The organism is Tuberibacillus sp. Marseille-P3662 (assembly GCF_900178005.1).
GTDB lineage: Bacteria > Bacillota > Bacilli > Bacillales > Sporolactobacillaceae > Marseille-P3662.
In genome coordinates this window covers 260729-285585 of sequence record NZ_FXBS01000005.1, presented here as the reverse complement: position 1 = coordinate 285585, position 24857 = coordinate 260729, and the positions used below count along the sequence as shown (strand labels likewise).

The window sequence follows — 24857 nt, the reverse complement described above, 5'->3', positions numbered from 1 at the left end:
AGATGCATTATGCATTAAATCTTTTACTTTTGGTTCCCTTTATATTGATGCCAGTCTTCCAGAAATGCCGCTAATCCCTTATCAGTCAATGGATGCCCGACGAGCTGACTGAACAGTTTATAAGGCAGTGTCGCAATATCAGCACCGGATAACGCGGCATCAATAACATGTTGGGGATGGCGAACAGAAGCTGCTATAATTTGCGTATCTAGCTCATGCACCGCAAATAGTTCAGCAATCTGTCCCACTAACTCAGTGCCACTTTGCCCAATATCATCAAGCCGACCGATAAAAGGCGAAACATAAGTTGCCCCGGCTCTTGCAGCTAGAAGAGCTTGGTTGGCAGAAAACACAAGGGTCACATTGGTATCAATGTTATTTGCATGCAAATGACTAACTGCTTTCAGTCCTTCTGATGTCATCGGAATTTTGACCGTAATATTCGGCGCGATGGCAGCAAGTTGTTTGCCTTCTGCAATCATGCCTTCAGCATCTGTTGCGACGACTTCAGCGCTAACCGAACCCGATACAATAGCTGTGATCTCCTTTAATCGCTCAGTAAAATCCGCGTTTTCTTTAGCAACAAGTGTCGGATTCGTCGTCACACCGTCAATAATGCCCCAGTCATTAATTTCCGAAATTTGCTCAACATTTGCCGTATCAATGAAATATTTCATCTTAGGCAACTCCCCCCTAAAAAGTTATTGATGAATCAAGTGACTTAACCTAACCGTTATCCAATTGGCTTAAACTTATGCCTTATTGGACGAACCAAAATCACGCATTTTGCCAACAACTGTTTCTTTAATAGCATCACGTGCTGGACCAAAGTACTTACGTGTATCATACAGTTCGGGTTTTTCATCTAAAACTTGACGCACAACTTGAGCAGAAGCGATTTGACTTTCCGTATTGACATTAACTTTGGCATGACCAAAGCGAATCGCTTTTTGTACATCAGCAATCGGTATGCCGCTGCCTCCATGAAGCACGAGCGGAACGCCGGTTAATTTGCTGATTTCTTCCATACGATCAAAGCCGAGATTGGGTTCGCCTTTATATGGACCGTGAACCGAACCAAGTGCTGGAGCAAAACAATCCACACCTGTTTCATCAATCAGCTGCTTGCACTCAGATGGAATCGCGTAGGCAGCCTCAGCATCTTCAACAACAACGTCATCTTCTTGACCACCAATACGTCCTAGTTCAGCTTCCACGGAAACCCCTGCAGGATGTGCGGCCTCAACGACCTTTTTCGTTAGAGCAATGTTTTCTTCCAAAGGATAATGAGAGCCGTCAATCATGACCGAAGTGAATCCGGCCCGAATCGCTTGTACACATTTGTCGAAGGAAGATCCATGATCCAAATGGATGGCGACGGGAACAGTAGTGCCATACTGTTCCATAAGAGCTTTAACCAATTGGACAGTTACATGAAAACCGCCAATATATTTGGCTGCCCCTTCAGAAACTCCTAGAATGACCGGCGATTGTTCATCTTCAGCTGCCTGAAGAATCGCTTGCGTATATTCGAGGTTATTAATGTTAAATTGACCAACGGCATAATGCTCAGATTTGGCCTTCTTAAGCATTTCCGTCATTGAAACTAATGGCATAAGTGTGTCCTCCTTTATGACATATCAGCTTTAGTTTGCTACTCTCACACATTTCATTAAAAAGACAAGCAAACCCATTCACCCTAATCGGCTTAGGCAAAATCAATTATATCATAACATGAAATTAATCAGAAAATGGTTGACTTTAATAACTTAAAATCTTCCATTCACCAAACCTTTTTTATGATCAGACCGGAAGTTCACCTTTAACAGCCGATAATATTTCCTCAATATCGAATGGTTTAGAAAAATGCGTCACAGCACCATGGTCAATCGCTTCTTGAATCATATCCAATTCGCCATAGGCTGTCATAATAATCACCTTGATATCTGGGTAATCCTTTTTAACCCGCTTTAGAATTTCCAGTCCATCCATACCGGGAATTTTCATATCTAAAACAACGAGACCGGGCTGCTCGTTTTTAACGATATCCAAGGCTTGAACACCATTAGCTGCTTGAAATGTTTGATAACCCTCTTTTTGAAATATTTCATCAAGTAAAATTCGAATCCCATATTGATCATCCACTATCAGTAATTTTTGCTGAGCCATGATCATCCGCCTTTCCTACTTCATCTGTTATAAAGATCTATCTACCTGCATTCTTTTCTAGATTGGATATTTCGCCACATATTTCTAAACTCCTGCTAAAATCTACATATCACTCCATCAGATTCCTATATGTTACGATGAAAATAATCGGGTAGGAGGTGCTTAAGATGCACAAAATTTATCAAACACAACTCCAAGGGATTTTCGAAAACATCAATGAAAACAGTGCCTTCGACATTGAAGATGGTGCGCGATTACTGACTCAAGCGTCCATTGCTGATGGCACGATCTACTGTTGGGGTATGGGCCGGATGATTGGGGTTGCCTATGAAGCTGTTTGTGGCCCTAATGCCATTCCAGAAGCTCAATTTCTATTCCAAAATGAGGAGCTAGTTGCGACAACGGAAAGGGATCGAGCCCTTATTATCGATGATACTAGCCAAACTGCAGATGTTGCAGATACCGCAAAACAATTACAGGCAAGAGGCACATCATGTGTCATCATCACCCCACAAACAGTGCCACAATGGGCGTCTATGACAGACATCGTCATCAATACAGACTCGAATCGATCAATGATTCCGATGGATGATGGTCAAAAAGTCGGACACCCTTCAACATTAGCTGCTTTTTATGCGTATCATTTACTATATTTATCGACATACGAAATCCTAACAGAACAGGATTTTTACTGATTATGTAAAAATTTTGGGGAATTTGAAGGAATTTATCGAAGCGTGCTGAATTATAAAATATAGGGGGGATCGCCTCCCCCTATTGACCAGCTTCCCTTTTTCACCTTTTCACCTATAAACCTCTGTGCCAAAAACCTCAAGCGTTTGAATCATACTTAATGGTGTTCCTCGCTCGTACCTTCATTTTTCCCCCAGGGCCGCACCTACGAAATCTTTAAATAAGGGCTGCGGACGTGTCGGCCTTGATTTGAACTCAGGGTGAAATTGGGAAGCTACAAACCAAGGATGATCCTTAATTTCGATAACTTCGGCTAATCGCCCATCGGGACTAATCCCAGAAAAGACAAAACCGTATTCCTTCATTGTCTCGCGGTATTCGTTATTAAATTCATAACGATGTCTATGCCGTTCATAGATCACTTGATCCTCATAAGCTCGGAATGCGTGAGTATTCTCCTGAACTTTAGCCGGATTAATACCAAGGCGTAATGTCCCGCCTAAATCTTCGACTTCTTTTTGTTCCGGTAATAGATCAATGATCGGATAAGGCGTTGACGGATCAATTTCAGCGGAATGGGCACCCTTCAATCCGACAACATTGCGGGCAAATTCAACGGAAGCTAATTGCATTCCCAAACAAATTCCCAAGAATGGAATTTTATTTTCCCTAGCAAATGTGATCACGCGGATCTTGCCTTCAATACCACGGTCACCAAAACCACCGGGAACAAGAATACCATCAACACCAGCCAGCATATCATTGACATTGTAATCCGTAACTTTTTCCGAGTTAATCCATTGGACGTTAACATCGGCATCATACGCAAAACCGGCATGTTTCAAAGCTTCAACAACGGAAATATAAGCATCTTGCAAGTCGACATATTTACCAACTAAACCAATGGTTACCGCTCCATTAAGATTGGAAACTTTATTAACTAGCTGCTTCCATTCGGTCATATCCGCTTGTCCGCAAGATAATTTTAAATGATCACACGTAATCTGATCCAAATGCTGTTCTTGTAAAGCTAAAGGCACTTGATATAATGTTTCTTCATCCATAGCTTCAATAACGGCCTTCGGATCAATATCACAGAACAAAGCAATCTTGTCTTTCATTTCTTGCGACAGCGGCATTTCGGTGCGCACGACAATCACATTCGGCTGAATGCCCAAACTCCGCAGCTCTTTAACACTATGCTGGGTTGGCTTGGTCTTTATTTCACCCGCTGCTTTAATATAAGGTACAAGCGTACAATGGAGATACATCACATTGTCTATGCCAACGTCGCTTTTCATTTGCCGGATGGCTTCCAAAAACGGGAGACTTTCAATATCCCCAACCGTGCCGCCAATTTCGGTAATCACAACATCCGCATTCGTTTCTTTTCCAGCGCGATATATACGATCCTTGATTTCATTAGTGACGTGGGGGATAACTTGAACTGTTCCACCTAAGTAATCACCGCGTCTCTCTTTTTTTAAAACTGTTGAGTACACTTTCCCCGTGGTAACATTGGAATACTTGTTCAGATTGATGTCAATAAACCGTTCATAGTGACCCAGATCCAAGTCGGTTTCTGCACCATCATCGGTCACAAACACTTCACCATGTTGATAAGGGCTCATTGTACCTGGATCAACATTAATATAAGGGTCAAATTTTTGTATCGTCACACTCAAGCCGCGGTTTTTCAAAAGGCGTCCCAGAGATGCCGCTGTAATACCTTTACCAAGGGAAGAAACCACACCGCCGGTCACAAAAATATATTTTGTCATATTCACATCCCCTTCATCAGATCATCAAAAAGTTATATAGGGTTAGTCTGTATTGAAAGTTTCAACGTTAACCTGACAATCGGGAGCTCCTGAAGAAACTTTCCCATAAAAAAAAGTGACGCCGCTCCAAAAATAGGAGGGCCTCACTATGACTTTGAATCCTTTATTATTCGAATTAATAGCCCAAAAATGATTGTACCAAACACGCTGTTAAAAAGCAAAACTTTTCTTAGTCGTCATAGTTATCATCATGAGCCGGTTGTTCTCCCTTATCAGCTTCATCATCCTTATCTAAGTCAAGGTCAAGATCAAGATCAAGGTCTTCATCCAAGCCTTCCAATTCATCCTCAACCTCGACATCATCAGCGGCTTTCCCTTTCTTCTCTTTCTTATCTTTCTTATCTTTTGATTTCATTTTGATAGCCACTTCTTCTTCACGCTGGTCAACAGGATACCACTTTTTCAGACTCCAATAATTGTCACCGATACATATGAATCGACCATCGACAGTCATATTAGTAAAAAGCCGGGTTAAAGCACGACCGCGGTCATCATCCGCGCCACCAATATCTAATTGTGCAACAAGATCATAAAAATTCTTCGGCTGCCCATCCTTTTCAAGCAGATCATGAACTCTTTCAATCATCGGCTGTCCATTAGCTGTCATCGTCATTGCCAATTGCACCCTTTCAGTCCAAACTGTTCTTAATATATCCACCATTATAGACAAATTACTTCAAACTATGCTTAATAAAAAGTGTCATCATTATTTTTAAACATGTTGACTAAAAAAATCAAGTCCTTTAATCAGTTTTTTATTCTTAAAGGATAAAAACAAGGGTCGAGACATATCACTCGATGCAGTTACATATTCCTGCGATATTGACCTCCAACGTCATAGAGCGCCCTTGTGATCTGTCCAAGACTAGCCACTTTAACCGTTTCCATCAGTTCTGCAAAAATATTGCCTTCAGTCAGCGCTACTTGCTTTAATCGATGAAGAGCAGCCTCTGACTCGTCTTCGTGAATTTGCTGAAACGTTTTAAGATGGCTGATTTGTTGCTCCTTTTCCTCTTTTGATGCTCGAGCTAACTGGAGGTCTTGGTTAGCTTCAGAATCATCTGTTTGGTTCGGGTTAAGGTAAGTGTTAACACCAACAATTGGCAATGCTCCGCTATGCTTTTGCATTTCATAATACATCGATTCGTCTTGAATCTTTCCGCGCTGATATTGAACTTCCATCGCTCCGAGCACACCACCGCGTTGGTTGATTCTATCAAATTCGGCTAGCACCGCTTCTTCAACAAGATCCGTTAATTCATCAATAATGAAAGACCCTTGAAGGGGATTTTCATTTTTAGCCCAACCCATTTCTTTAGAGATAATCATTTGGATCGCCATCGCCCGGCGCACCGATTCTTCCGAAGGAGTGGTCACTGCTTCATCATAGGAGTTGGTATGAAGCGAGTTACAATTATCATAAATTGCCATAAGGGCTTGCAGCGTTGTGCGAATATCATTAAAGTCCATTTCTTGGGCATGCAGAGAACGTCCCGACGTTTGGATATGATACTTTAACTTCTGGCTACGTTCATTGGCCCCATACTTATTTTTCATGACAACCGACCAAATCCTGCGGGCCACGCGCCCAATTACTGTGTACTCAGGGTCGAGGCCATTAGAAAAGAAGAAAGACAAATTGGGTGCAAAATCGTCAATAGCCATGCCCCGGCTTAAGTAATACTCCACATAGGTGAATCCGTTAGCGAGGGTGAAGGCCAACTGAGAAATCGGATTAGCACCAGCTTCAGCAATATGATAACCCGAGATTGACACCGAATAATAATTGCGCACTTGATGGTCTGTGAAATATTGTTGGATATCACCCATGAGACGCAAAGCAAATTCAGTAGAGAAAATGCATGTATTTTGACCCTGATCTTCTTTTAAAATATCCGCTTGGACAGTACCACGAACGACCTGCAGCGTTGCCGCTTTAATTTCAGCCGCTTCAACCTCCGTAGGTTTTCGACCGTTATCCGTTGTGAATGTTTCTAACTGTTGATCTATCGCGGTATTCATAAACATCGCGAGTATGATCGGCGCCGGACCATTAATCGTCATCGATACCGAGGTTGATGGTGCACATAAATCAAAACCGGCATAAAGCTTCTTCATGTCATCTAAATTACAAATACTGACGCCGCTCTCACCCACTTTTCCGTAGATATCAGGACGGCGGTCGGGATCTTCACCGTATAACGTTACAGAGTCAAAAGCGGTGCTTAATCGTTTGGCATCGTCATCCTTAGAAAGATAATGAAAACGCCGGTTAGTCCGCTCTGGCGTACCTTCACCAGCAAATTGCCGTTTCGGATCTTCACCTTTGCGTTTTAACGGAAATACACCCGCAGTATAAGGGAATGAACCCGGAACATTTTCTTTATAGACCCATTGTAGAATCTCGCCCCAGTCCTCATATTTTGGCAAAGCGATTTTGGGGATGTCCAGGCCAGATAAACTTTGAGTGGTTAACTCATTGACAATTTCTTTGCCACGGATATTAACGGTAAATGTCTTCTGCTTATATCTATCTTTGAGATCATCCCAGCCTTCTAGAATTGTCTTTGAATCAGGATGCAATTGGTTCCACCAACTGGCCTTGAGATCCTCTAATTTAGTTATGTCAATATCATTGGTCTGATTCATATTTTGCATCGCTTCGATGGTGCCCTGAATTTGGAAACAGCGCCGCGCTGCTTTCACTTCTTGCTTAATCAACTCGTGATAGCTGCGAACGGTACGAACAATATCATTTAAATAGTGCGTTTGTTCTGCCGGGATGACAACGTTTTGTCGTTTGACCGTTAATGCTTGAGCATCCGGCACCTCCCAATCCAATTCGACATTATTTGTTACCGCTTTCATTAAAGCGCTAAATAAAATATTCGTTCCCGCATCATTAAACTGGCTGGCAATCGTTCCATAAACGGGCATCTCCTTTGGATCTTGATCAAACAATAAGTGACCGCGTTGATACTGTTTCTGCACCTCTTTTTGGGCATCCTCGGAACCTTTTTGGTCAAATTTATTAACTGCAATCAAATCTGCAAAATCAATCATATCAATTTTTTCAAGTTGCGAGGGTGCACCAAATTCACTTGTCATGACGTACATAGAGACGTCAGATACTTCCGTGATTTCCGCATCTCCTTGGCCGATCCCGCTTGTTTCCACAATAATCATGTCAAAGGGGGCTGCTTTGACCATTTGAATGGCATCGCGAACAGCAGCTGACAGCTCCGTTTTCGATTTTCTTGTAGCCAACGATCGCATATACACATTTGGATGATGAATCGCGTTCATGCGAATGCGATCGCCAAGTAAAGCGCCACCCGTTTTTTGTTTGGTCGGATCGACGGAAATAATCGCGAGTTTTTTCTCGGGATAATGATTAATAAACCGGCGAACCAGTTCATCCGTTAATGAACTTTTGCCGGCACCCCCCGTTCCCGTAATCCCGATCACGGGGGTTTTCCGCGCAGTAATATCGCTATGATGACCCTGCCCAGCCGTTTCTAAAGCAGCTGACATTTCTTCGGGGGCCTTAAGGCCATTTTCAGCCATCGTCACGATGCGTGACAAGGCACGATAATCGCCTTCTTGTGCCTGTTCCCATTCATTTTCAATTTGGGTGACAGTTGGGAAGTCACATTCCTCTAACATGAGACTAATCATACCTTGAAGACCATATTTGCGCCCATCCTCTGGTGAAAAAATCCAGGCAATACCATAATCATGCAATTCTTTAATTTCCTCGGGAATAATCACCCCGCCACCGCCGCCATAGATGCGGATATGCTTGGCATCACGTTCCTGAAGCAAGTCATACATGTATTTAAAATATTCCACATGACCGCCTTGGTAAGATGAAATGGCTATACCTTGTGCATCCTCCTGAATCGCCGCATTCACAACTTCCTCAACAGATCGATTGTGTCCAAGATGAATGACCTCAGCGCCCCCTGATTGTAATATCCGCCTCATAATATTGATGGAAACATCATGACCATCAAACAAACTCGACGCGGTGACAAATCTGACATGGTTTTTTGGTTGGTACATTTGTGGTTGTGACATTGATGATTCTCCTCCTTTAAGCCGGTTTGATACTCTGCAGCAGCGAATGAACTTGCTTTGTCGCAAACTGTTCAAGTGTAAATTGCGTTTGAACAGCCCATCGGCGAAACGTCCACATCTGGCATTGAACCAAAATTTGCTGGGCATGGAAGGCACGCCATTCTTGGTCGATATGGAGAACGCCCAGGTCAACACATCGTTTTAAAATGTTTTCAAAAATGACCGCCATTTCACGTTCTTTATTAAGAACATAAGGTAACGCCTCTTTGGACAATGACTTGGTTTCCTGATACATAACGAGGACCTCGTCTTGAAGTTCGTCAATCACGTAAATGTAATTTTGAATGGCTTGCCGCAAAGCTGACCACGGATCCCCACTAAAGTCGATCTGTTTTTCTAAACCTTGTTTCACTCGTGTATAAATATCATCACAGACAAGGTAGAGAACATCTTCTTTTGAACGGATATATTCATATAATGTGCCAATGCTAAAACCGGCTTCGCGAGCAATTTCTCGCGTTGTCGTCCGGTGAAACCCCTTATCGGTAAATAATTTGACCCCGGCTTTAATCATCTGCTCGCGACGTTTTTGTACAAGTCTTCGATCTTTAACGGATGTATCGACGTTTTTACTATCCATCATGAACAACCTACGCTTTCATAAGATATCTAGAAATAACCAGACGTTGAATCTCATTCGTCCCCTCATAGATTTGTGTAATTTTTGCATCACGCATGTAGCGCTCCACAGGGTAATCCTTTGTATAACCATAACCGCCAAATACTTGGACTGCGTCTGTTGTCACTTCCATGGCCGTATCCCCGGCGAATAACTTTGACATAGCCGAAGCCTGACCGTAAGCCTCACCCGCACCTTCCAACCAAGCCGCTTGATAGGTTAATAGGCGAGAGGCCTCAACCTTTGTTGCCATATCAGCAAGTTTGAAGCCGATCCCTTGTTGTTTGCCAATGGATTTGCCGAATTGTTTCCGTTCTTTAGCATAATCCACGGCCTTATCTAGGGCTCCCTGAGCGATGCCGACAGCTTGAGCGGCAATGCCATTGCGTCCGCCATCTAATGTCATCATCGCAATTTTAAACCCATCACCTTCTGTGCCTAAAAGGTTTTCCTTAGGTACCCGGCAATCTTCGAAAATAAGTTCCATCGTCGGGGACGAACGGATGCCTAGCTTTTTCTCCTTTTTACCCATATAGAATCCTGGTGTGTTTTTTTCAATAATAAAAGCACTCGTTCCTTGTTGCTGTGATTCCGGATCAGTAACAGCAAATACGACATAAATATCGGCTTCACCGGCATTTGTCGTAAAAACTTTATTGCCATTAATAATATAATAATCGCCATCTTGTTTGGCTGTCGTTTGCATTGCACCGGCATCTGAACCCGCCCCAGGTTCGGTCAAGCCATAGGCGCCAAGTTTTTCGCCGGTTGCCAAGGCTCTGAGGTATGTTTGTTTTTGCCATTCGTTACCAAACTGATAAATTGGCCAACTCGCTAAAGACGTGTGGGCAGATAAGGTTACGCCGGTGGAGGCACAGACTCTGGATAATTCTTCAACGGCAATCACATAGCTTAAATAATCAGAACCAATGCCGCCGTAAGCCTCAGACCATGGAATCCCGGTAAGACCGAGCTCTGCCATTTTGTCAAATAGCTCACGGTCAAAGCGCTCTTCTTCATCGCGTTCAGCAGCTGTCGGCTCCACCTCATTTTTGGCAAAATCACGCACCATTTTTCGCAGCATCTCGTGTTCTTCGGAAAGTTGAAAGTTCATGTATTCTGTCTCCTTTTTCGATATTTACTTGGTCAGCTCACGACCAATAACAATCCGCTGAATTTCACTCGTACCTTCATAGATTTCTGTCACTTTAGCATCCCGAAAAAATCGCTCCACGGGGTAATCTTTGGTATAACCATAACCGCCTAAGACTTGAATCGCTTCGGTGGTCACACTAACTGCCGTTTGTGAAGCCAATAGTTTTGCCATGGATGCCTCTTTCGTACATGTGATATCGCTTTCAACCAATGCTGCTGCTTGGTACACAAGTAACCTCGCAGCCTCAATTTGGGTGGACATATCCGCTAACTTAAAGCCGATCCCTTGTTGCTTCGAAATAGACTTGCCAAACTGCCAGCGTTTCTGAGCGTAATCGCGCGCATATTCCAGGGCACCTTCAGCAATGCCGAGTGCTTGGGCTGCAATACCGATACGTCCAATATTTAAATTGGACATGGCAATTTGAAAGCCTTCCCCTTCACGACCTAGCCTATTTGCGGCTGGAACCCTAGCATCATCAAATTGCAGACCTACGGTACCAGAGCCATTGAGTCCCATCTTTCTTTCCTTCCCTGTCACAGTGAAACCGGACATACCTTTTTCAACGATGAAAGCGGTAATGGCGTCTTTGCCTTGGTCCGGATCAAGCGTGGCGAACACAACAAATGTATCAGCCGCCTCACCATTTGTGATAAATACCTTTGATCCGTTTAAAATGTAGTCATGACCATCTCTCTTCGCTCGACAGCTGAGCGCAGCAGCATCCGATCCGGCGCCCGGCTCTGTTAAACCAAACGCACCAACTAACTCACCGGACGCCAGTTTTGGAACATAAGCGTTTTTTTGTTGTTCGTTGCCATAGGATAAAATCGGGTGCGTTCCGACTGAGGTATGCACTGATAGAATTACGCCCATCGTTGCACTAACCTTAGACAATTCATGAATGGCTATGATGTATGATGTGAAGTCCATGCCTGCCCCGCCATGTTCCTCCGGTATTGGGATACCCATTAGACCGAGCGAGCCCATTTTTCTGATTAAGGATACGGGGTAGGTATCCGTTTCATCGATGTTATCCGCAAGCGGCGCAACTTCCTTTTGAGTAAAATCACGAACCATTTTTCGCATCATTTGTTCCTCATCGGTCCATTTCAGATGCATATCAAATCACCCTATTTGTAATCGTAAAAGCCTTTGCCCGTCTTTTTACCGAGCCATCCAGCTTTCACGTATTTTCTTAACAATGGACATGGACGGTATTTATCATCGCCTAACCCTTCATGCAGGACTTCCATAATATAAAGGCAGGTATCAAGGCCAATAAAATCAGCCAACGTTAACGGGCCCATCGGATGATTTGCCCCCAATTTCATGACTTTATCAAGATCTTCGGGTGATGCGACCCCTTCATATAAGGCAAAAACAGCTTCATTAATCATCGGCATGAGAATGCGGTTGGAAGCAAAACCGGGAGAGTCGCTGACATCCACCGGTGTTTTCCCCAGAGATTCTGCTATTTGTCTAACCGTCGCAAACGTTTCGTCTGTCGTAGCTAACCCTCTAATAACTTCTACTAATTTCATAACAGGAACAGGGTTCATAAAATGCATACCGATGACCTGACCCGGACGATTCGTTGCCGCCGCGACTTCAGTGATAGGTAACGAACTGGTATTCGTCGCCAATATAGCCTTCTCCGGTGCGATTTGATCAAGTTCCTTGAAAATTTGCGTTTTGATGGCCATATTTTCGACGGCGGCCTCAACAACCAAATCAACTTGACCGGCATCATTTAATGATCGGGCTGGCTGCAAATAATTGAGGGCATTCTGAACGTCTTCATCTGTCGCTTTGCCTTTCTCTACCAACCGGTTTAACCGGCTTTTAATATGGGTCATGCCTTTATTAAGTGCTTCAGTATGATTATCATAAAGTCTGACGTGATACCCTGCTTGCGCAAATACTTGGGCAATGCCGGCTCCCATCTGTCCAGCACCGATTATCATGACGCGATTGATTTGTGTCATATAAGATTCCCTCCATAATTTTCCGAGTTACCTTTAAACCTCGACTAAAATAGCGTCTCCTTGCCCGCCGCCTGAACAAATTGCGGCTATGCCTAGACCACCTCCGCGGCGTTTCAATTCATAAACCAGTGTCATTAAAATTCTCGCCCCACTGGCGCCGATGGGGTGACCTATAGCTACCGCGCCACCATTCACATTGATTTTTTCAGAATCGAGATTTGCAATTTCCTTGCTGGCTAGAGCGACGGAAGCAAATGCTTCATTAATTTCAAATAGATCAATATCATCCAGGCTGTGACCTGTTTTCGTAAGCAAATCATTAATAACAAGACCAGGTGTTTCCGGGAAATCTTCGGCATCCACCGCAACCTCAGCATGACCCACAATTGTGGCAAGGACGTCTTTACCTTGTTCGCGAGCCGCGTCTCCTTCCATAAGCACAAGGGCGCCAGCGCCATCGTTAACACCGGGAGCATTGCCTGCCGTAATGGTGCCGTCGTGGCTAAACGCCGGTTTCAGTGCAGAGAGTTGTTCTAAAGTGGTATTTCGGCGGACGGCCTCATCCGTATCGACAATTATAGGCTCACCTTTACGCTGCGGGACTTCAACCGGAGTGATTTCTTCAGTGAGGCGTCCCGCATCAATCGCTTCCGCTGCCTTTTGCTGACTGCGATAGGCCCAACTATCTTGTTCCTCGCGGGTGATGGCGTATTTCTCGGCTGTGCCGCTTCCGTAAATCCCCATGTGAACCTGATTAAAAGCACACGTCAATCCGTCGTGGACCATAAGATCAATAACCGATGCATCCCCCATACGGTATCCCCAGCGCGCTTTCGGCAGAACATAAGGCGCTTGACTCATAGATTCCATGCCGCCCGCGACAATTGTCCCCGCATCACCGGCGCGAATAATTTGATCACCTAGAGAAACACTGCGAAGTCCCGATGCACAAACTTTATTAATGGTCTCCGTTTTAATCTCCCATGGAAGACCCGCGCTGCGCGCAGCCTGCCTTGAAGGGATTTGCCCTTGCCCACCTTGAAGGACCATCCCCATAATAACTTCATCTATTGTCTGTGCTGATACCTGTGATTGCTCTAAAGCTGCTTGAATCACCTGTCCGCCCAATTGGACGGCGGACTTTGAACTCAACGCTCCGCCTAATTTTCCAAAAGGCGATCGTTTAGCACCAACGATCACTGTCTTTGTCATTCATATAACCTCCTAAATAAGTAAACGCTTGCAAAAATAATTATCTGATTGAACGCTCGCTCAGAAAACATCCGTTAACAGGCTCCCGCCCTTCGCGGGAGCATCTGATTAGAGCATTAAACGGCTGCCTTCTCAGGGGAACTAAGAGAACGGTCAACAAGCTCAGCCACGTCATATGTGCTAATTTCCTCGTCTTTTTCTTTTGCTTTCGTTCCATCACTCATCATCGTTAAGCAATAAGGACAAGCGCTGCTGATCACTGTTGGATTGACGTCAATTGCCTGCTCCGTGCGTGCTACGTTAATGCGGCTGCCAGTATCTTCTTCGGTCCACATAAGGCCGCCGCCGGCCCCGCAGCACATGCCTGTTTCTCGATTTCGTTCCATCTCCACGAGTTCGACACCCGGAATCGCCTTTAAAATGTCACGCGGCGGATCGTAAACTTCATTATAACGTCCTAGATAACAAGAATCATGATACGTAATCCGTTCATTAACGGAATATTTCGGCTTGATCAAACCGTCTTTGATCCATTCAGCAATCAATTCCGTATGATGGTAAACGTCAATGCCTTCCATACCAAATTCAGGGTATTCATTTTTAAATGTGTTATAAGCATGCGGGTCTGTGGTGACAATCTTCTTGACGCCGTTTTTCTCAAACGTCTGGATGTTTTGCTCCGCAAGCTCTTGAAATAAAAATTCATTGCCCATCCGTCTTGGCGTATCCCCCGAATTTTTCTCTTTGTTACCCAAAATAGCGAAACGGATCCCCGCTTCATTCATGACCTTCGCAAACGACTGAGCAATTTTTTGGCTGCGATTATCGTAAGAATCCATCGAACCGACCCAGAAAAGATAATCAAATGATTCCTCATTCTTTTTCATTTCTTTAACCGTCTTGACTTCAATGTCGTCACGGCCGTCGCGCCAGTCTTCGCGTTCCTTTTTACTCAGTCCCCAAGGATTGCCTTGACGTTCGATATTCGTCATCGCGCGCTGAGTATCTTGATCCATTTTTCCTTCGGTTAAGACAAGATAACGACGCAAATCAATAATTTTATCCACGTGCTCGTTCATCACCGGACATTGATCCTCACAATTTCGGCATGTTGTACACGCCCAGATCTCTTCCTCAGTGATCACATTGCCAATAATCCCCTCCGGCGGTGCCTCAACGGATGCAGCGACCTCATCATTCGAATTGTTACCGCTTCCACCTGCGGCCAACTGATTACCTTTGGTATGACCAAAAGCATAGGCAGGCATCCAGGGAGATCGTGACGTTACTGAAGCCCCGTATTCCGTCAGATGATCACGCAATCGAACAATCAAATCCATCGGTGACAACATTTTACCAGTTCCAGTTGCCGGACAAACGTTGGTACAACGGCCACATTCCACACAAGCATAAAGGTCGATCAACTGACTTTCCTGAAATTCCGTAATGTGGTTGACACCAAAAGTCTCCTGCGATTCATCCTCAAAATCAATCGACTTAAGGCGCCCAACTTCATGGGTGCGGCCTAAATAGACATTGGCCGGGCCGAAAATCAAGTGCGCATGCTTTGATTGCGGGACGTAGATCATAAATGATAATAGTGTCAGTAAGTGAACCCACCAGAAAGCGTAGAAGAGCCCCTGTGCCACCGACACCGGCAACCATTGGAATACAAACGCAACGCAAGACGCCATTGGTGCTGTCCAAGTATATTCAAGGCCTGAAACGATCATCTCCATACCATTGGAAAATAGCACGGAAAACATGAGAACCGCAATAAATAGTAATACAAGACCGGCTTTAAATCCCCGCTTCAACCTCACTAATTTTTCCACATAGCGGCGATAAAATGCCCAAACAACCGCAACGAGAATCATCAACGTCACAAGTTCTTGAAAAAAGACAAAACCTGGATAAATTGGACCAAACGGCAAATGACCGCCTGGATCTAATCCTTTCCAAATCAAGTCTATAGCCCCAAATTGGACTAATAAGAATCCATAGAACATCATGACATGAATACTGCCGCTTTTCTTATCCTTAAGTAATTTCTTTTGGCCGAAAACGTAAATACCTATGTTTTTCAACCGCTCTTTAACCGTTTGATCCCATTCAGCTTTTTGCCCCAGTTTAATGAATTCATAACGTGTTTTCACAACATGGGTAAATAAGTAAATTCCATAACCCGTTATTCCTAGGAACAGCAACCAATTTAACAACAATAAGGTGTTCATTCATTCATCCCCTTTCACTAGAAGTCAAAATTGCTTTTTTGCAAGCCCATACATATCTGAATGGGATTAATATTCTGTTAGTTATTATAACATACATTTTAAAAAATGAGTGAGCATTCAGTCAGAAAAAATCATGATTTCATAAAATTTTTCTGATCGGGGAAACTAATCAATAGACTTTGTTCCTCTAAGGAGGATTTGCCGTTGATTCTCACCATCATTTTAGCGATTCTGTTAATCATTATATTAACTTTATTCGGTATCATGCTTGATTTGTATCTCGGGTTTAAAACCCATCAACATACAAGACCTTTTTTCAAGCCACCCAGCCGCCATAGTAATATTGATTTATTTATGGATGGAAGGCGTTTTTTTGATACGTTTAAAGAAGATATCAGCCAATCGCAGGACTACGTTCATATTGAATTTTTCATTTTTCGAGAGGATTCATTAGGTCAAGAGATGATCCAGTTAATGAAAAGAAAAGCTCAGGAAGGGGTTAGAGTCCGGTTACTTTTGGATAAGCTGGGGAGCTTTGCCTTCTCTAAAAGAACCCAAAAGGAATTAACCGCTGCCGGTATTGAGATTGCGTTTACCGCAAAAGCAAAATTCCCTTACTTTTTTTATCACTTAAATTGCCGTAACCATTGTAAAATCGCAATTCTAGACGGTAAAACTGGTTATTACGGCGGATTTAACGTGGGTGATGAGTATTTGGGAAAAGCACCTAAGTTTGGAGACTGGCGGGATTATCATTTGAAGTTATCCGGTGAAGGGATCATTGATTTATACGACCAATTCACGCGTGATTGGGAAGGCGCGACGAATGAAAAACTGAACTCCAAAAGGCCGGATATATTGGAGAAAACCGGTCAATCGGAAATGCGTTTGGTATCGACGTATGGCAAGGATCTGGAGGATGAATTTATTGACCATTTAAGCCGGGCACAGGAAACGATTTTCATCGGCTCACCTTATTTCATCCCAAGCCAAAGACTCCTCAACCTATTGCTAGAGAAATTAAAACAAGGCGTCCAGATAACAATCCTGCTACCGCTTAAGAAGGATCATCCATGCGTCAAACCTGCTTCTTATAAGTATCTCACACCGCTCGTGAACAAAGGAGCACGCATCTTTCACTTTTATCAAGGCTTTTACCACGCCAAAGTATTCATTGTTGACAAGGTAAACTGCTATCTAGGCACCTCTAATTTTGATAAGCGGAGTCTATTTTGGAATGTAGAGATCAACGGCTTCATTTATGATAAGAATCTAATCAAAAAAATTGACTTAATGACCAAAAAGGATTTGGCCCAATCTGTCGAAGTAACACAAGAAAATCTCGAACAACGCACGTGGATACAAAAGCTTAAAACACAAGCATCCGCGCTGTTGTCCCCTTTTTTATAGATAGAGTCGCTGGAACAAAAGGATATTAGTCACAGCATCCTCCGAACTTGTATATTAATCCGTTCGGAGGATTGGTTAAAATAGTCATTTTTGTTATGCTTCGTCAAAATCCCTCGCTTGCCACGGCCTCAGCTAACTTGGTCAGCCTCTATCATGATAGTTCCTTGCCTTCATTGGGTAAGTCCTTACGTTTGACCGCTTCACCATTCTTGCCTTGGAAACGAAGTCCCCATCCTGTCAACGCCGCAATCAGCATGACGATCATGAGCCCCCAGCCCTGAAAGACAAACGGGAATACTTGAGACGGATTAACAACGGTGATGAAATCAAAATCCTGAGCTGCTGTTTTTATCGTACTCCAAGCAAGTAACACCCCAGCACTCCACGGAAAAATATAACCAAGTGAGGATGAAATGGTATCAAGAAAATTAGCTCGTCGGTACGGATGGATATTATATTCTTTGCCCAACCGGCGAACAAAAGGTGCGGCCGCGATTTCTGATGCGGTATTAATCGTTATAAACACATTCAAGAATGCCACAATACCAAAAATAGTCAGTTCTGCCCGGCGAACAACATTATTAATCATTTTCATAAAGAAGGCTTTGATAGCCTCCATTGTACCCGCTGCTTCTAGTAAGTAAGCCGCCGCTAATATAAATAAAATTAAGAGCGCCATATTAAAGTAGCCTGTAATTCCTTCAATCAAAGCACCTTCAACAACTGGTGAACCACTGTTATTCATGTGAATATATAAAACCTCTTTCAAAGGAACACCTGCGAACAGGATAAAGAAAAAGGAGACGATGATTCCCCATGTCAATGATGTTAATAAATGATGACCTTTTAGCGCTAGAAATATGACAAGAATAAATGGAATTAAAAGCAATAAACCGTTCGGAGACACTTGACTTTTCAATTGTGCAACCGCCGCTAAGTTTTCTGCTGAACCGCCACCGCCGAAAATAACAAATAAAATCAATGACGGCACTGCAGCTATGATTGAGTATTTAAACCGTGACCGAACGACACCAGGCACATCCGTTTCTTGGGTGGTTGCTGACACAATTGTCGTATCGGATACGGGTGCCAGGTTATCACCAAACACCGCTCCACTTAGGATCGCTGCTAACATTAAGACAGGGTCAGCTCCAAGGGCGATACCAGCAGGATACATCAATATACCAAATGCAGAGACCGTCCCATAACCAGTTCCAACAGCTGTTGCAAAGAGGGCAGCCAAAACAAAGGTCAAACCGACAAACAATCCACCTGACATGTTAGTAATAAAGCCAAACCAAATCAGTCCGTCCACAAGCCCTCCGGTTTGTAGCATCTTAGCAAACATCCCTGCCCAAAACCAAGCAATAACCGCGACCACACCAACGGGTTGAGCCATGCCTGAAAACAAGCTCTGAGCATAATCCGCCCATTTTGATTTGCAAAAAAGCAGTCCAATACCAAGACCGATGACAATACCTAGTACCAGCGCCTGTTCCGTAATAAGGCCTTGAACACTCAGAACAATTGCCCAAACCACAAAAAAGGCCAGCGGTAAAGCGGCCATAAACGTCCCGCCACGAAACTTAAGCTGACCTACTTCTTTCTCTCCTACCGCTTCATCCATCGATTGATCCGTCATTCTATCACCCCAAACCTATTAAAATAATTTCTTACTAATATAACATACATACCGAATCATAGTCCCCTCTAGAACACAGATTTTTGATAATTTATGTCAGTTGATGTCTAAACTTTTCTAAAACGGCGCCGATATATATAAAGAAATTGATTCTAGGGGGGCAAGCATGCTTAAATTCTTGCAGAAATTTAAAAAGTTCCGTTGGAAGGATTTAAAGATCGGACAAAAATACGCATCCGCTTTTGTGATAACTATTTTGTTATTCGCTGTCTCAAGCGCCATCATCTCTGTGTTTCTTGCTAATATTCAAGGAAGTGTCTCCGCATTAGAGCGGCGCGGGCAAAGAGCCATTGATGTCACGTCCATGGGGTCGCTCATCCGGTCAAAGGACGCTCATATTTCTGATTATTTAAAACGTCCGAGTGCATCACTAACTGAAGATTTTGAAGCCGAACGCAAAACCTTTAACAAACTGGAAGCACGCGTGAAGCCGAAAATGGATACGAAGAAACAACGTCAATTATTTAAGAAAATTACAGCCAATGACAAAAAAATAAACACGCTTTTTCTTGAAAAAATAGCTCCCGCTGTTGACGACGGTGAGCTGGTCAAGGCCTCATCATTCCGTATGGATGCCAATGAAATACGCCGGAATACGGTTGACTTACTGGAAGAGCTTCGAACGATCGTTAACCAACAGCGGGATCAAGCTGTTAACCAAGTCACAGGAAATGTCACAGGTACATATATTGCCCTATTTAGTTCGATCATCATTTCACTTATTTTCGGTATTGCCGTCCTCATTTTCGTGAATCGTCTAGTTAAAAGGACACTAAATAAAGCTATTGGCACATCTAAAGATATCGCCGCAGGTAACCTTGCGACGGAACAAATTGATGTCCAGGGCAAAGATGAGTTGGGTGAATTATCAATAGCGATTAATCAAATGCTGACAAGCCTAAGGGACATCGTGAATCGCATCAATCAGGCATCGACTGATGTGAGTGGTAACAGTGAAGAACTAGCACAATCTGCCAGCGAAGTCAGTTCGGGCAGCAACCAAATTGCGACCACCATGCAAGAATTATCATCAGGCACTCAAGAGCAGTCGGCCACCACCCAAGACATGGTCAAAAATATGAATGATTTCATGGAAAAAATCGAAAGTGAACATGAAAATAGCCAATTCATGCAGTCTTATTCTGATGAAGTTTTAGAAATGACAGAAAAGGGGTCTTCCTTAATGAATGACTCCGAAAAACAAATGCAAGTGATTTATCAATTGGTTAAGGCGTCCGTCGATCAGTTAACTGGCTTTAATGAACGAACCAATGATATTTCCAAACTTGTTCAAGTGATCCAGAAGATCTCTGAACAAACCAACTTGCTTGCGCTTAATGCTTCAATTGAAGCCGCAAGAGCTGGTGAACACGGTCGCGGCTTTGCAGTTGTCGCTAGTGAAATCCAAAAATTATCGGAGGAAGTCTCTAATTCCGTTAAAGACATCACAAGTATCGTTACCGATTTACAAAAAGAAGCCTCTGAGATGACTGAGTCCTTAAAGGACGGCTACCAACAGGTCGAAAAAGGTTCGGAACAAATTGAGGAAACGGGCAGCGCCTTTAGTACGATTCACAATAATCTCAATAAAATGGCTGAGCGCATCCAATCCATGACCACCAATCTTTCGGCAGCAGCGACAAACGGTCAAGATATTAATGACTCTGTCGACAGCATTGCCGCCATTTCTGAACAAACATCCGCAGGCATTGAACAAACTTCAGCATCGGTTCAACAAACCAACAGCACGATGGAAGAAATCAAATCAAGCGCCGACGCTTTGTCCAAACTAGCGGAAGATTTAAACAACACCGTTCAAAACTTTAAACTCTAGATCTCCACCTGATCAAAAACGCTTGGATGAATCCAAGCGTTTTTCTATGGGACAAATCACTCCTTTGGGCGAGTCTGTTACAGATTCACGAACAATTCGACCGTATAGTCACACTGTGAAACCGCTTTATATCAGCAATCTTTACAATGATTTAGTCAATATCTATTGACAATTGACCATATAGTCATTTATGATTTCCTTTGTGCTTATGACTTAACAGTTTTATTATGACTCGATAGTCACACCCGAAGAAAAGAGGTGAATATACCCTGACTGATAAAGAAAAAGAGATCATGCAAACTGCCATTAAGCGATTTTCAGAACAAGGCTATTTTAAGACATCAGTTCAAGAAATCGCTGATGATTGCCATATTTCTAAAGGAGCCCTTTATAAATATTTTGATTCAAAGGAATCCTTACTCATTCAAGCATTTGAGTATAACCACAATAAGATATTTGAAAATGCGATGGCGATCGAATTTGATACTTCTGAAACACCCAAATCGGTATTAGTTAAAAAATTAGCCGTTGAAATAGATGGCATGATCGAAAATAAAGATTTTATGACAATGCTTTTTAGAACGTTCCCTCCAGGGGAAAGTGAAAAGCTAAAACCCGTGATGGAACGCATTAAGTATTCGATGGCGGATTGGCATAAAGATTGCTTACTAGAAGCTTATGGCGAGTCCGTTCAACCTCATATTTGGGATCTCGTCGTCATTTTGCAAGGCATTTTAAAAGAATACTTGTTTCTCTTGATGAACGAGCGAAAGCCGATCTCGATTGAATCATTAATCCATTTTCTTATTGAACGCATGGATGCGATTGTTTTGGATATGACCCACTCTCAACCTTTGTTAACACGAAAAATGATGAGCGATTACGAGCAATTTAATGACCAAGACGATTCAAGATCTCGTATCAGCTCATTAACAGAGCTTATTACGCAATTAAAAACCACCATTCAGTCTATATCATGTCGTGAAGATGAGCGTGAAGAACTGACCGCAACGACAACATTATTAGAAAAAGAAATGAATGATGATGAGCCAAGACGATTTCTCATCCAAGCATTGCTCAACTATTTAAATCAGTGGGAACCCTTGCAGCAATGGGTCAAACGCATAAGAATGAGTAACGAACTAGAGGAGGATAGAACCCATGAGTGAAGAAGTAGAGAATCAACAAAACGTTAAAAAGGGCCCGATTATGGTTATTATGCTTTCGGGTGCATTTATCGCTATTTTGAATGAAACATTGCTAAACACGGCATTACCGATCATTAAAGATACTTATGGTATCGAATATAATACTGTTCAGTGGCTGACAACAGCCTTTCTACTCACCAACGGTGTCATGATTCCGATATCGGCGTTTTTAATTGAGAAATTTTCGACGAGGAAATTATTTCTCACGGCTATGAGTGTATTTGCAATTGGAACCTTGGTCGCAGCTGTATCGAATACATTTCCAGTGCTTTTAACTGCTAGGGTTATTCAAGCTGCTGGTTCAGGCATTATGCTGCCATTAATGATGAATGTGTTCTTAGCGATATTCCCCTCTGATAAACGTGGGGCAGCCATGGGTTCCGCCGGTATGGTCATCGCCTTTGCTCCAGCAATTGGTCCGACATTATCCGGCTGGCTTATTGAACATTATTCATGGCGACTCTTATTCTACGTCGTCCTTCCGATTGCAATTATTGATATCATCGCTGCCAGCTTTGCATTGAAGAACGTCACGAAATTAACGAATCCTAAAATCGATATTCTCTCCATTATCTTATCATCTATTGGTTTCGGCGGACTCCTATATGGATTCAGTAAAGCCGGGAAATCAGGATGGGGTGAAACAGAGGTTCTCGTCACTTTAATTGTTGGTGCCATTGTTCTTGCTGTATTCATCTGGAGACAATTAAAAATGAAACATCCAATGTTAGAATTTAGGGTCCTTAAATATAATACATTTACACTAGCCATGGTCATTACCATGATTGTGATGATGGCGCTTCTCGGCGCTGAAACACTATTACCTATGTACATGCAGAACATGCGCGGTTTTACAGCCCTTGAATCCGGCTTAATGCTGCTTCCAGGAGCCATTGTCATGGGACTCATGTCGCCTATTACAGGTGTCTTATTTGATAAAATTGGGGCCAAGATACTGGCAACATCAGGTTTAGCGATTGTCGCTGTGATGACATTCTTCTTTACCGATCTGACACCATCAACATCGTTCACATTTTTAATTATTGTCTATGCTATCCGGATGTTTGGACTAGCATTGGCGATGATGCCGGTTATGACGGCAGGCTTGAATCAACTTCCCGAAAAAATGCATCCGCACGGAACAGCCGTCGTCAATACCATGCAGCAAGTGGCGGGTTCCATCGGAACTGCTGTATTAATCACATTTATGACCAACAGTGCTGAAAGCAGACGGGAAGAACTAACCATTCCTAAAGGAACATCGCCAGCTGAGGCCAAAGAAATGATGGCCAACACCATGATCCATGGCATGAACGTCGCCTTTATGATCGCGGCTGGACTTGCCGCAGCCGGTGTCATACTCGCTTTCTTTATCAAAACACCGAAGAAAACCGGCGATGGTGAAACAATTACAAGTGAGGGTAACGCATAATAGTCTTTCGAAAAAGGCTTCCCCAAGATAAGGGGGAAGCCTTTTTTAGATTCTGCGCTAAAAGTCAGAGCACAATATTTAAACCAGGGTACCGCTTTACGGCAAGCATAATACTCTATTATGATGTTATACCAAAAAAGGGAGGAAACAATATCAATTTAAATGAAAGATTAGCTACAATTTTACAAATAACCACAGTTTCGTAGCATTATGTCAAACACTAAAGTTTGATGATACATAGAAACGCATTCACTTCTTAAAAAGACGTGCAAAGAGCCCGTCTTTTTTTCAAAATATCACCGTTTTATTCCCATACACAATAATTTTATCTTCCAAATGCAATTGTATTGCACGTGCCAGAACATCACGCTCAATGGTCCGGCCGATGCGTTTCAAATCGTCAACGTTATATTTATGGCTGATTTCTTTGGTCCCTTGAGCAATGATTGGACCTTCATCAAGATTATCGGTAACAAAGTGAGATGTTGCCCCGATAATTTTCACCCCGCGTTGGTAGGCTCGTTCATAAGGGTTGGCACCGACAAAGGCAGGCAAAAACGAATGGTGAATATTGATAACCCGCTTGGGATAATGAGCAACGAAATCAGGAGACAAAATTTGCATATAACGCGCTAGAACGACAAAATCAACATGGTATTGTTCAAGACATTCAAGCTGCTCTTTCTCCGCCTCCCGTTTATTTTGTTTATTCACGGGTATGTAATGAAACGGAATATCAAAGGATTCCACCGTTGCTTGTAAATCCGGATGATTGCTGATCACCACAGGAATATCAACATTTAGATCGCCGGCCTTCCAGCGCCACAAAAGTTCTAGAAGACAATGATCCTGCTTGGACACAAATATGGCCATGCGCTTAAGTGTGTTCACATGGGACAACCGCCAATCCATATCAAACGATTCGGCAATCTCGGTAAATGCCGCCTCTAAATTTTGACTTTCCCCACCTTCACATTCAAATTCAATGCGCATAAAGAAGATGCCACCTTGAGGGTCTGTCGTGTGTTGATCAGATTGAATGATATTGGCACCATTCTCATACAAAAACTGCGACACAGTAGCGACAATCCCCGGACGATCTTGGCAGGAAATTAATAACCTCATACGAATGTTACTCGACATATAGATAACCTCCCGATGTATTCATGAAAATTATAACCGTCGAGAAACGGGTTTTAAAGGGGGAAAGTGTCAAACA

The 24857-nt window shown here is 43.1% G+C and carries 19 protein-coding genes; 5 read left to right on the top strand and 14 right to left on the bottom strand.

Annotated elements, in window-relative coordinates:
• Positions 1-23 precede the first annotated feature (23 nt).
• From fsa to B9Y89_RS07460, 3 genes are all read right to left on the bottom strand, one after another.
• Complete coding sequence (gene fsa, locus B9Y89_RS07470; protein WP_085522610.1) at positions 24-677, bottom strand: fructose-6-phosphate aldolase; 654 nt, start codon at positions 675-677, stop codon at positions 24-26.
• A 75-nt stretch (positions 678-752) separates the two neighbouring features.
• Positions 753-1616, bottom strand: coding sequence for a class II fructose-1,6-bisphosphate aldolase (gene fba, locus B9Y89_RS07465; RefSeq protein ID WP_085522609.1), 864 nt, complete (start codon positions 1614-1616; stop codon positions 753-755).
• A 187-nt stretch (positions 1617-1803) separates the two neighbouring features.
• The gene (locus B9Y89_RS07460; RefSeq protein WP_139822750.1) at positions 1804-2169 is read right to left on the bottom strand and encodes a response regulator; all 366 of its coding nucleotides are present in this window, start codon (positions 2167-2169) and stop codon (positions 1804-1806) included.
• 167 nt (positions 2170-2336) lie between these two features.
• Between B9Y89_RS07460 and B9Y89_RS07455 the strand changes: the two genes are divergently transcribed.
• Positions 2337-2864, top strand: coding sequence for a DUF2529 family protein (locus B9Y89_RS07455; protein WP_085522607.1), 528 nt, complete (start codon positions 2337-2339; stop codon positions 2862-2864).
• Between the two features lie 180 nt (positions 2865-3044).
• Here the strand turns inward: B9Y89_RS07455 and B9Y89_RS07450 are convergent, their stop codons facing one another.
• The 9 genes from B9Y89_RS07450 to B9Y89_RS07410 all read right to left on the bottom strand — a co-directional run bounded on the left by B9Y89_RS07450 (position 3045) and on the right by B9Y89_RS07410 (position 16052).
• Positions 3045-4643 carry a CTP synthase gene (locus tag B9Y89_RS07450; RefSeq protein ID WP_085522606.1) on the bottom strand — a complete coding sequence of 533 codons (1599 nt, stop codon included), beginning with the start codon at positions 4641-4643 and terminating at the stop codon, positions 3045-3047.
• Between the two features lie 229 nt (positions 4644-4872).
• Positions 4873-5316: a DNA-directed RNA polymerase subunit delta gene (gene rpoE, locus B9Y89_RS07445; RefSeq protein ID WP_176222143.1), complete on the bottom strand. Its 444-nt coding sequence runs from the start codon at positions 5314-5316 to the stop codon at positions 4873-4875.
• 191 nt (positions 5317-5507) lie between these two features.
• Complete coding sequence (icmF, locus tag B9Y89_RS07440; RefSeq protein WP_085522604.1) at positions 5508-8783, bottom strand: fused isobutyryl-CoA mutase/GTPase IcmF; 3276 nt, start codon at positions 8781-8783, stop codon at positions 5508-5510.
• 16 nt (positions 8784-8799) lie between these two features.
• The gene (locus B9Y89_RS07435; protein WP_085522603.1) at positions 8800-9423 is read right to left on the bottom strand and encodes a TetR/AcrR family transcriptional regulator; all 624 of its coding nucleotides are present in this window, start codon (positions 9421-9423) and stop codon (positions 8800-8802) included.
• 10 nt (positions 9424-9433) lie between these two features.
• Positions 9434-10576, bottom strand: a complete 1143-nt coding sequence (locus tag B9Y89_RS07430; protein ID WP_085522602.1) for an acyl-CoA dehydrogenase — start codon at positions 10574-10576, stop codon at positions 9434-9436.
• A 24-nt stretch (positions 10577-10600) separates the two neighbouring features.
• Positions 10601-11740, bottom strand: coding sequence for an acyl-CoA dehydrogenase (locus B9Y89_RS07425; protein ID WP_085522601.1), 1140 nt, complete (start codon positions 11738-11740; stop codon positions 10601-10603).
• An 11-nt stretch (positions 11741-11751) separates the two neighbouring features.
• Positions 11752-12606: a 3-hydroxybutyryl-CoA dehydrogenase gene (locus tag B9Y89_RS07420; RefSeq protein ID WP_085522600.1), complete on the bottom strand. Its 855-nt coding sequence runs from the start codon at positions 12604-12606 to the stop codon at positions 11752-11754.
• Between the two features lie 33 nt (positions 12607-12639).
• Positions 12640-13818: an acetyl-CoA C-acetyltransferase gene (locus tag B9Y89_RS07415; protein WP_085522599.1), complete on the bottom strand. Its 1179-nt coding sequence runs from the start codon at positions 13816-13818 to the stop codon at positions 12640-12642.
• A gap of 116 nt (positions 13819-13934) precedes the next feature.
• Positions 13935-16052, bottom strand: a complete 2118-nt coding sequence (locus B9Y89_RS07410; RefSeq protein ID WP_085522598.1) for a (Fe-S)-binding protein — start codon at positions 16050-16052, stop codon at positions 13935-13937.
• A gap of 204 nt (positions 16053-16256) precedes the next feature.
• Here B9Y89_RS07410 and cls point away from each other — a divergent pair, with 204 nt between their 5' ends.
• Positions 16257-17462: a cardiolipin synthase gene (gene cls, locus B9Y89_RS07405; RefSeq protein ID WP_085522597.1), complete on the top strand. Its 1206-nt coding sequence runs from the start codon at positions 16257-16259 to the stop codon at positions 17460-17462.
• Between the two features lie 151 nt (positions 17463-17613).
• Here cls and B9Y89_RS07400 read toward each other — a convergent pair whose 3' ends face one another.
• Positions 17614-19104, bottom strand: coding sequence for a Na+/H+ antiporter NhaC family protein (locus B9Y89_RS07400; protein WP_085522596.1), 1491 nt, complete (start codon positions 19102-19104; stop codon positions 17614-17616).
• 166 nt (positions 19105-19270) lie between these two features.
• Between B9Y89_RS07400 and B9Y89_RS07395 the strand changes: the two genes are divergently transcribed.
• From B9Y89_RS07395 to B9Y89_RS07385, 3 genes are all read left to right on the top strand, one after another.
• Positions 19271-20998: a methyl-accepting chemotaxis protein gene (locus tag B9Y89_RS07395; protein WP_085522595.1), complete on the top strand. Its 1728-nt coding sequence runs from the start codon at positions 19271-19273 to the stop codon at positions 20996-20998.
• Between the two features lie 293 nt (positions 20999-21291).
• On the top strand, positions 21292-22167 hold the full coding sequence (locus tag B9Y89_RS07390; RefSeq protein WP_085522594.1) for a TetR/AcrR family transcriptional regulator: 876 nt from the start codon (positions 21292-21294) through the stop codon (positions 22165-22167).
• Entirely contained in the window at positions 22160-23638 is a 1479-nt protein-coding gene (locus tag B9Y89_RS07385; RefSeq protein ID WP_085522593.1) for a DHA2 family efflux MFS transporter permease subunit, read from the top strand. Before B9Y89_RS07390 ends, B9Y89_RS07385 begins: the two co-directional genes overlap by 8 nt.
• A 288-nt stretch (positions 23639-23926) precedes the next feature.
• Here B9Y89_RS07385 and purU read toward each other — a convergent pair whose 3' ends face one another.
• Positions 23927-24781: a formyltetrahydrofolate deformylase gene (gene purU / locus B9Y89_RS07380; protein WP_085522592.1), complete on the bottom strand. Its 855-nt coding sequence runs from the start codon at positions 24779-24781 to the stop codon at positions 23927-23929.
• Between the last annotated feature and the right edge of the window lie 76 nt (positions 24782-24857).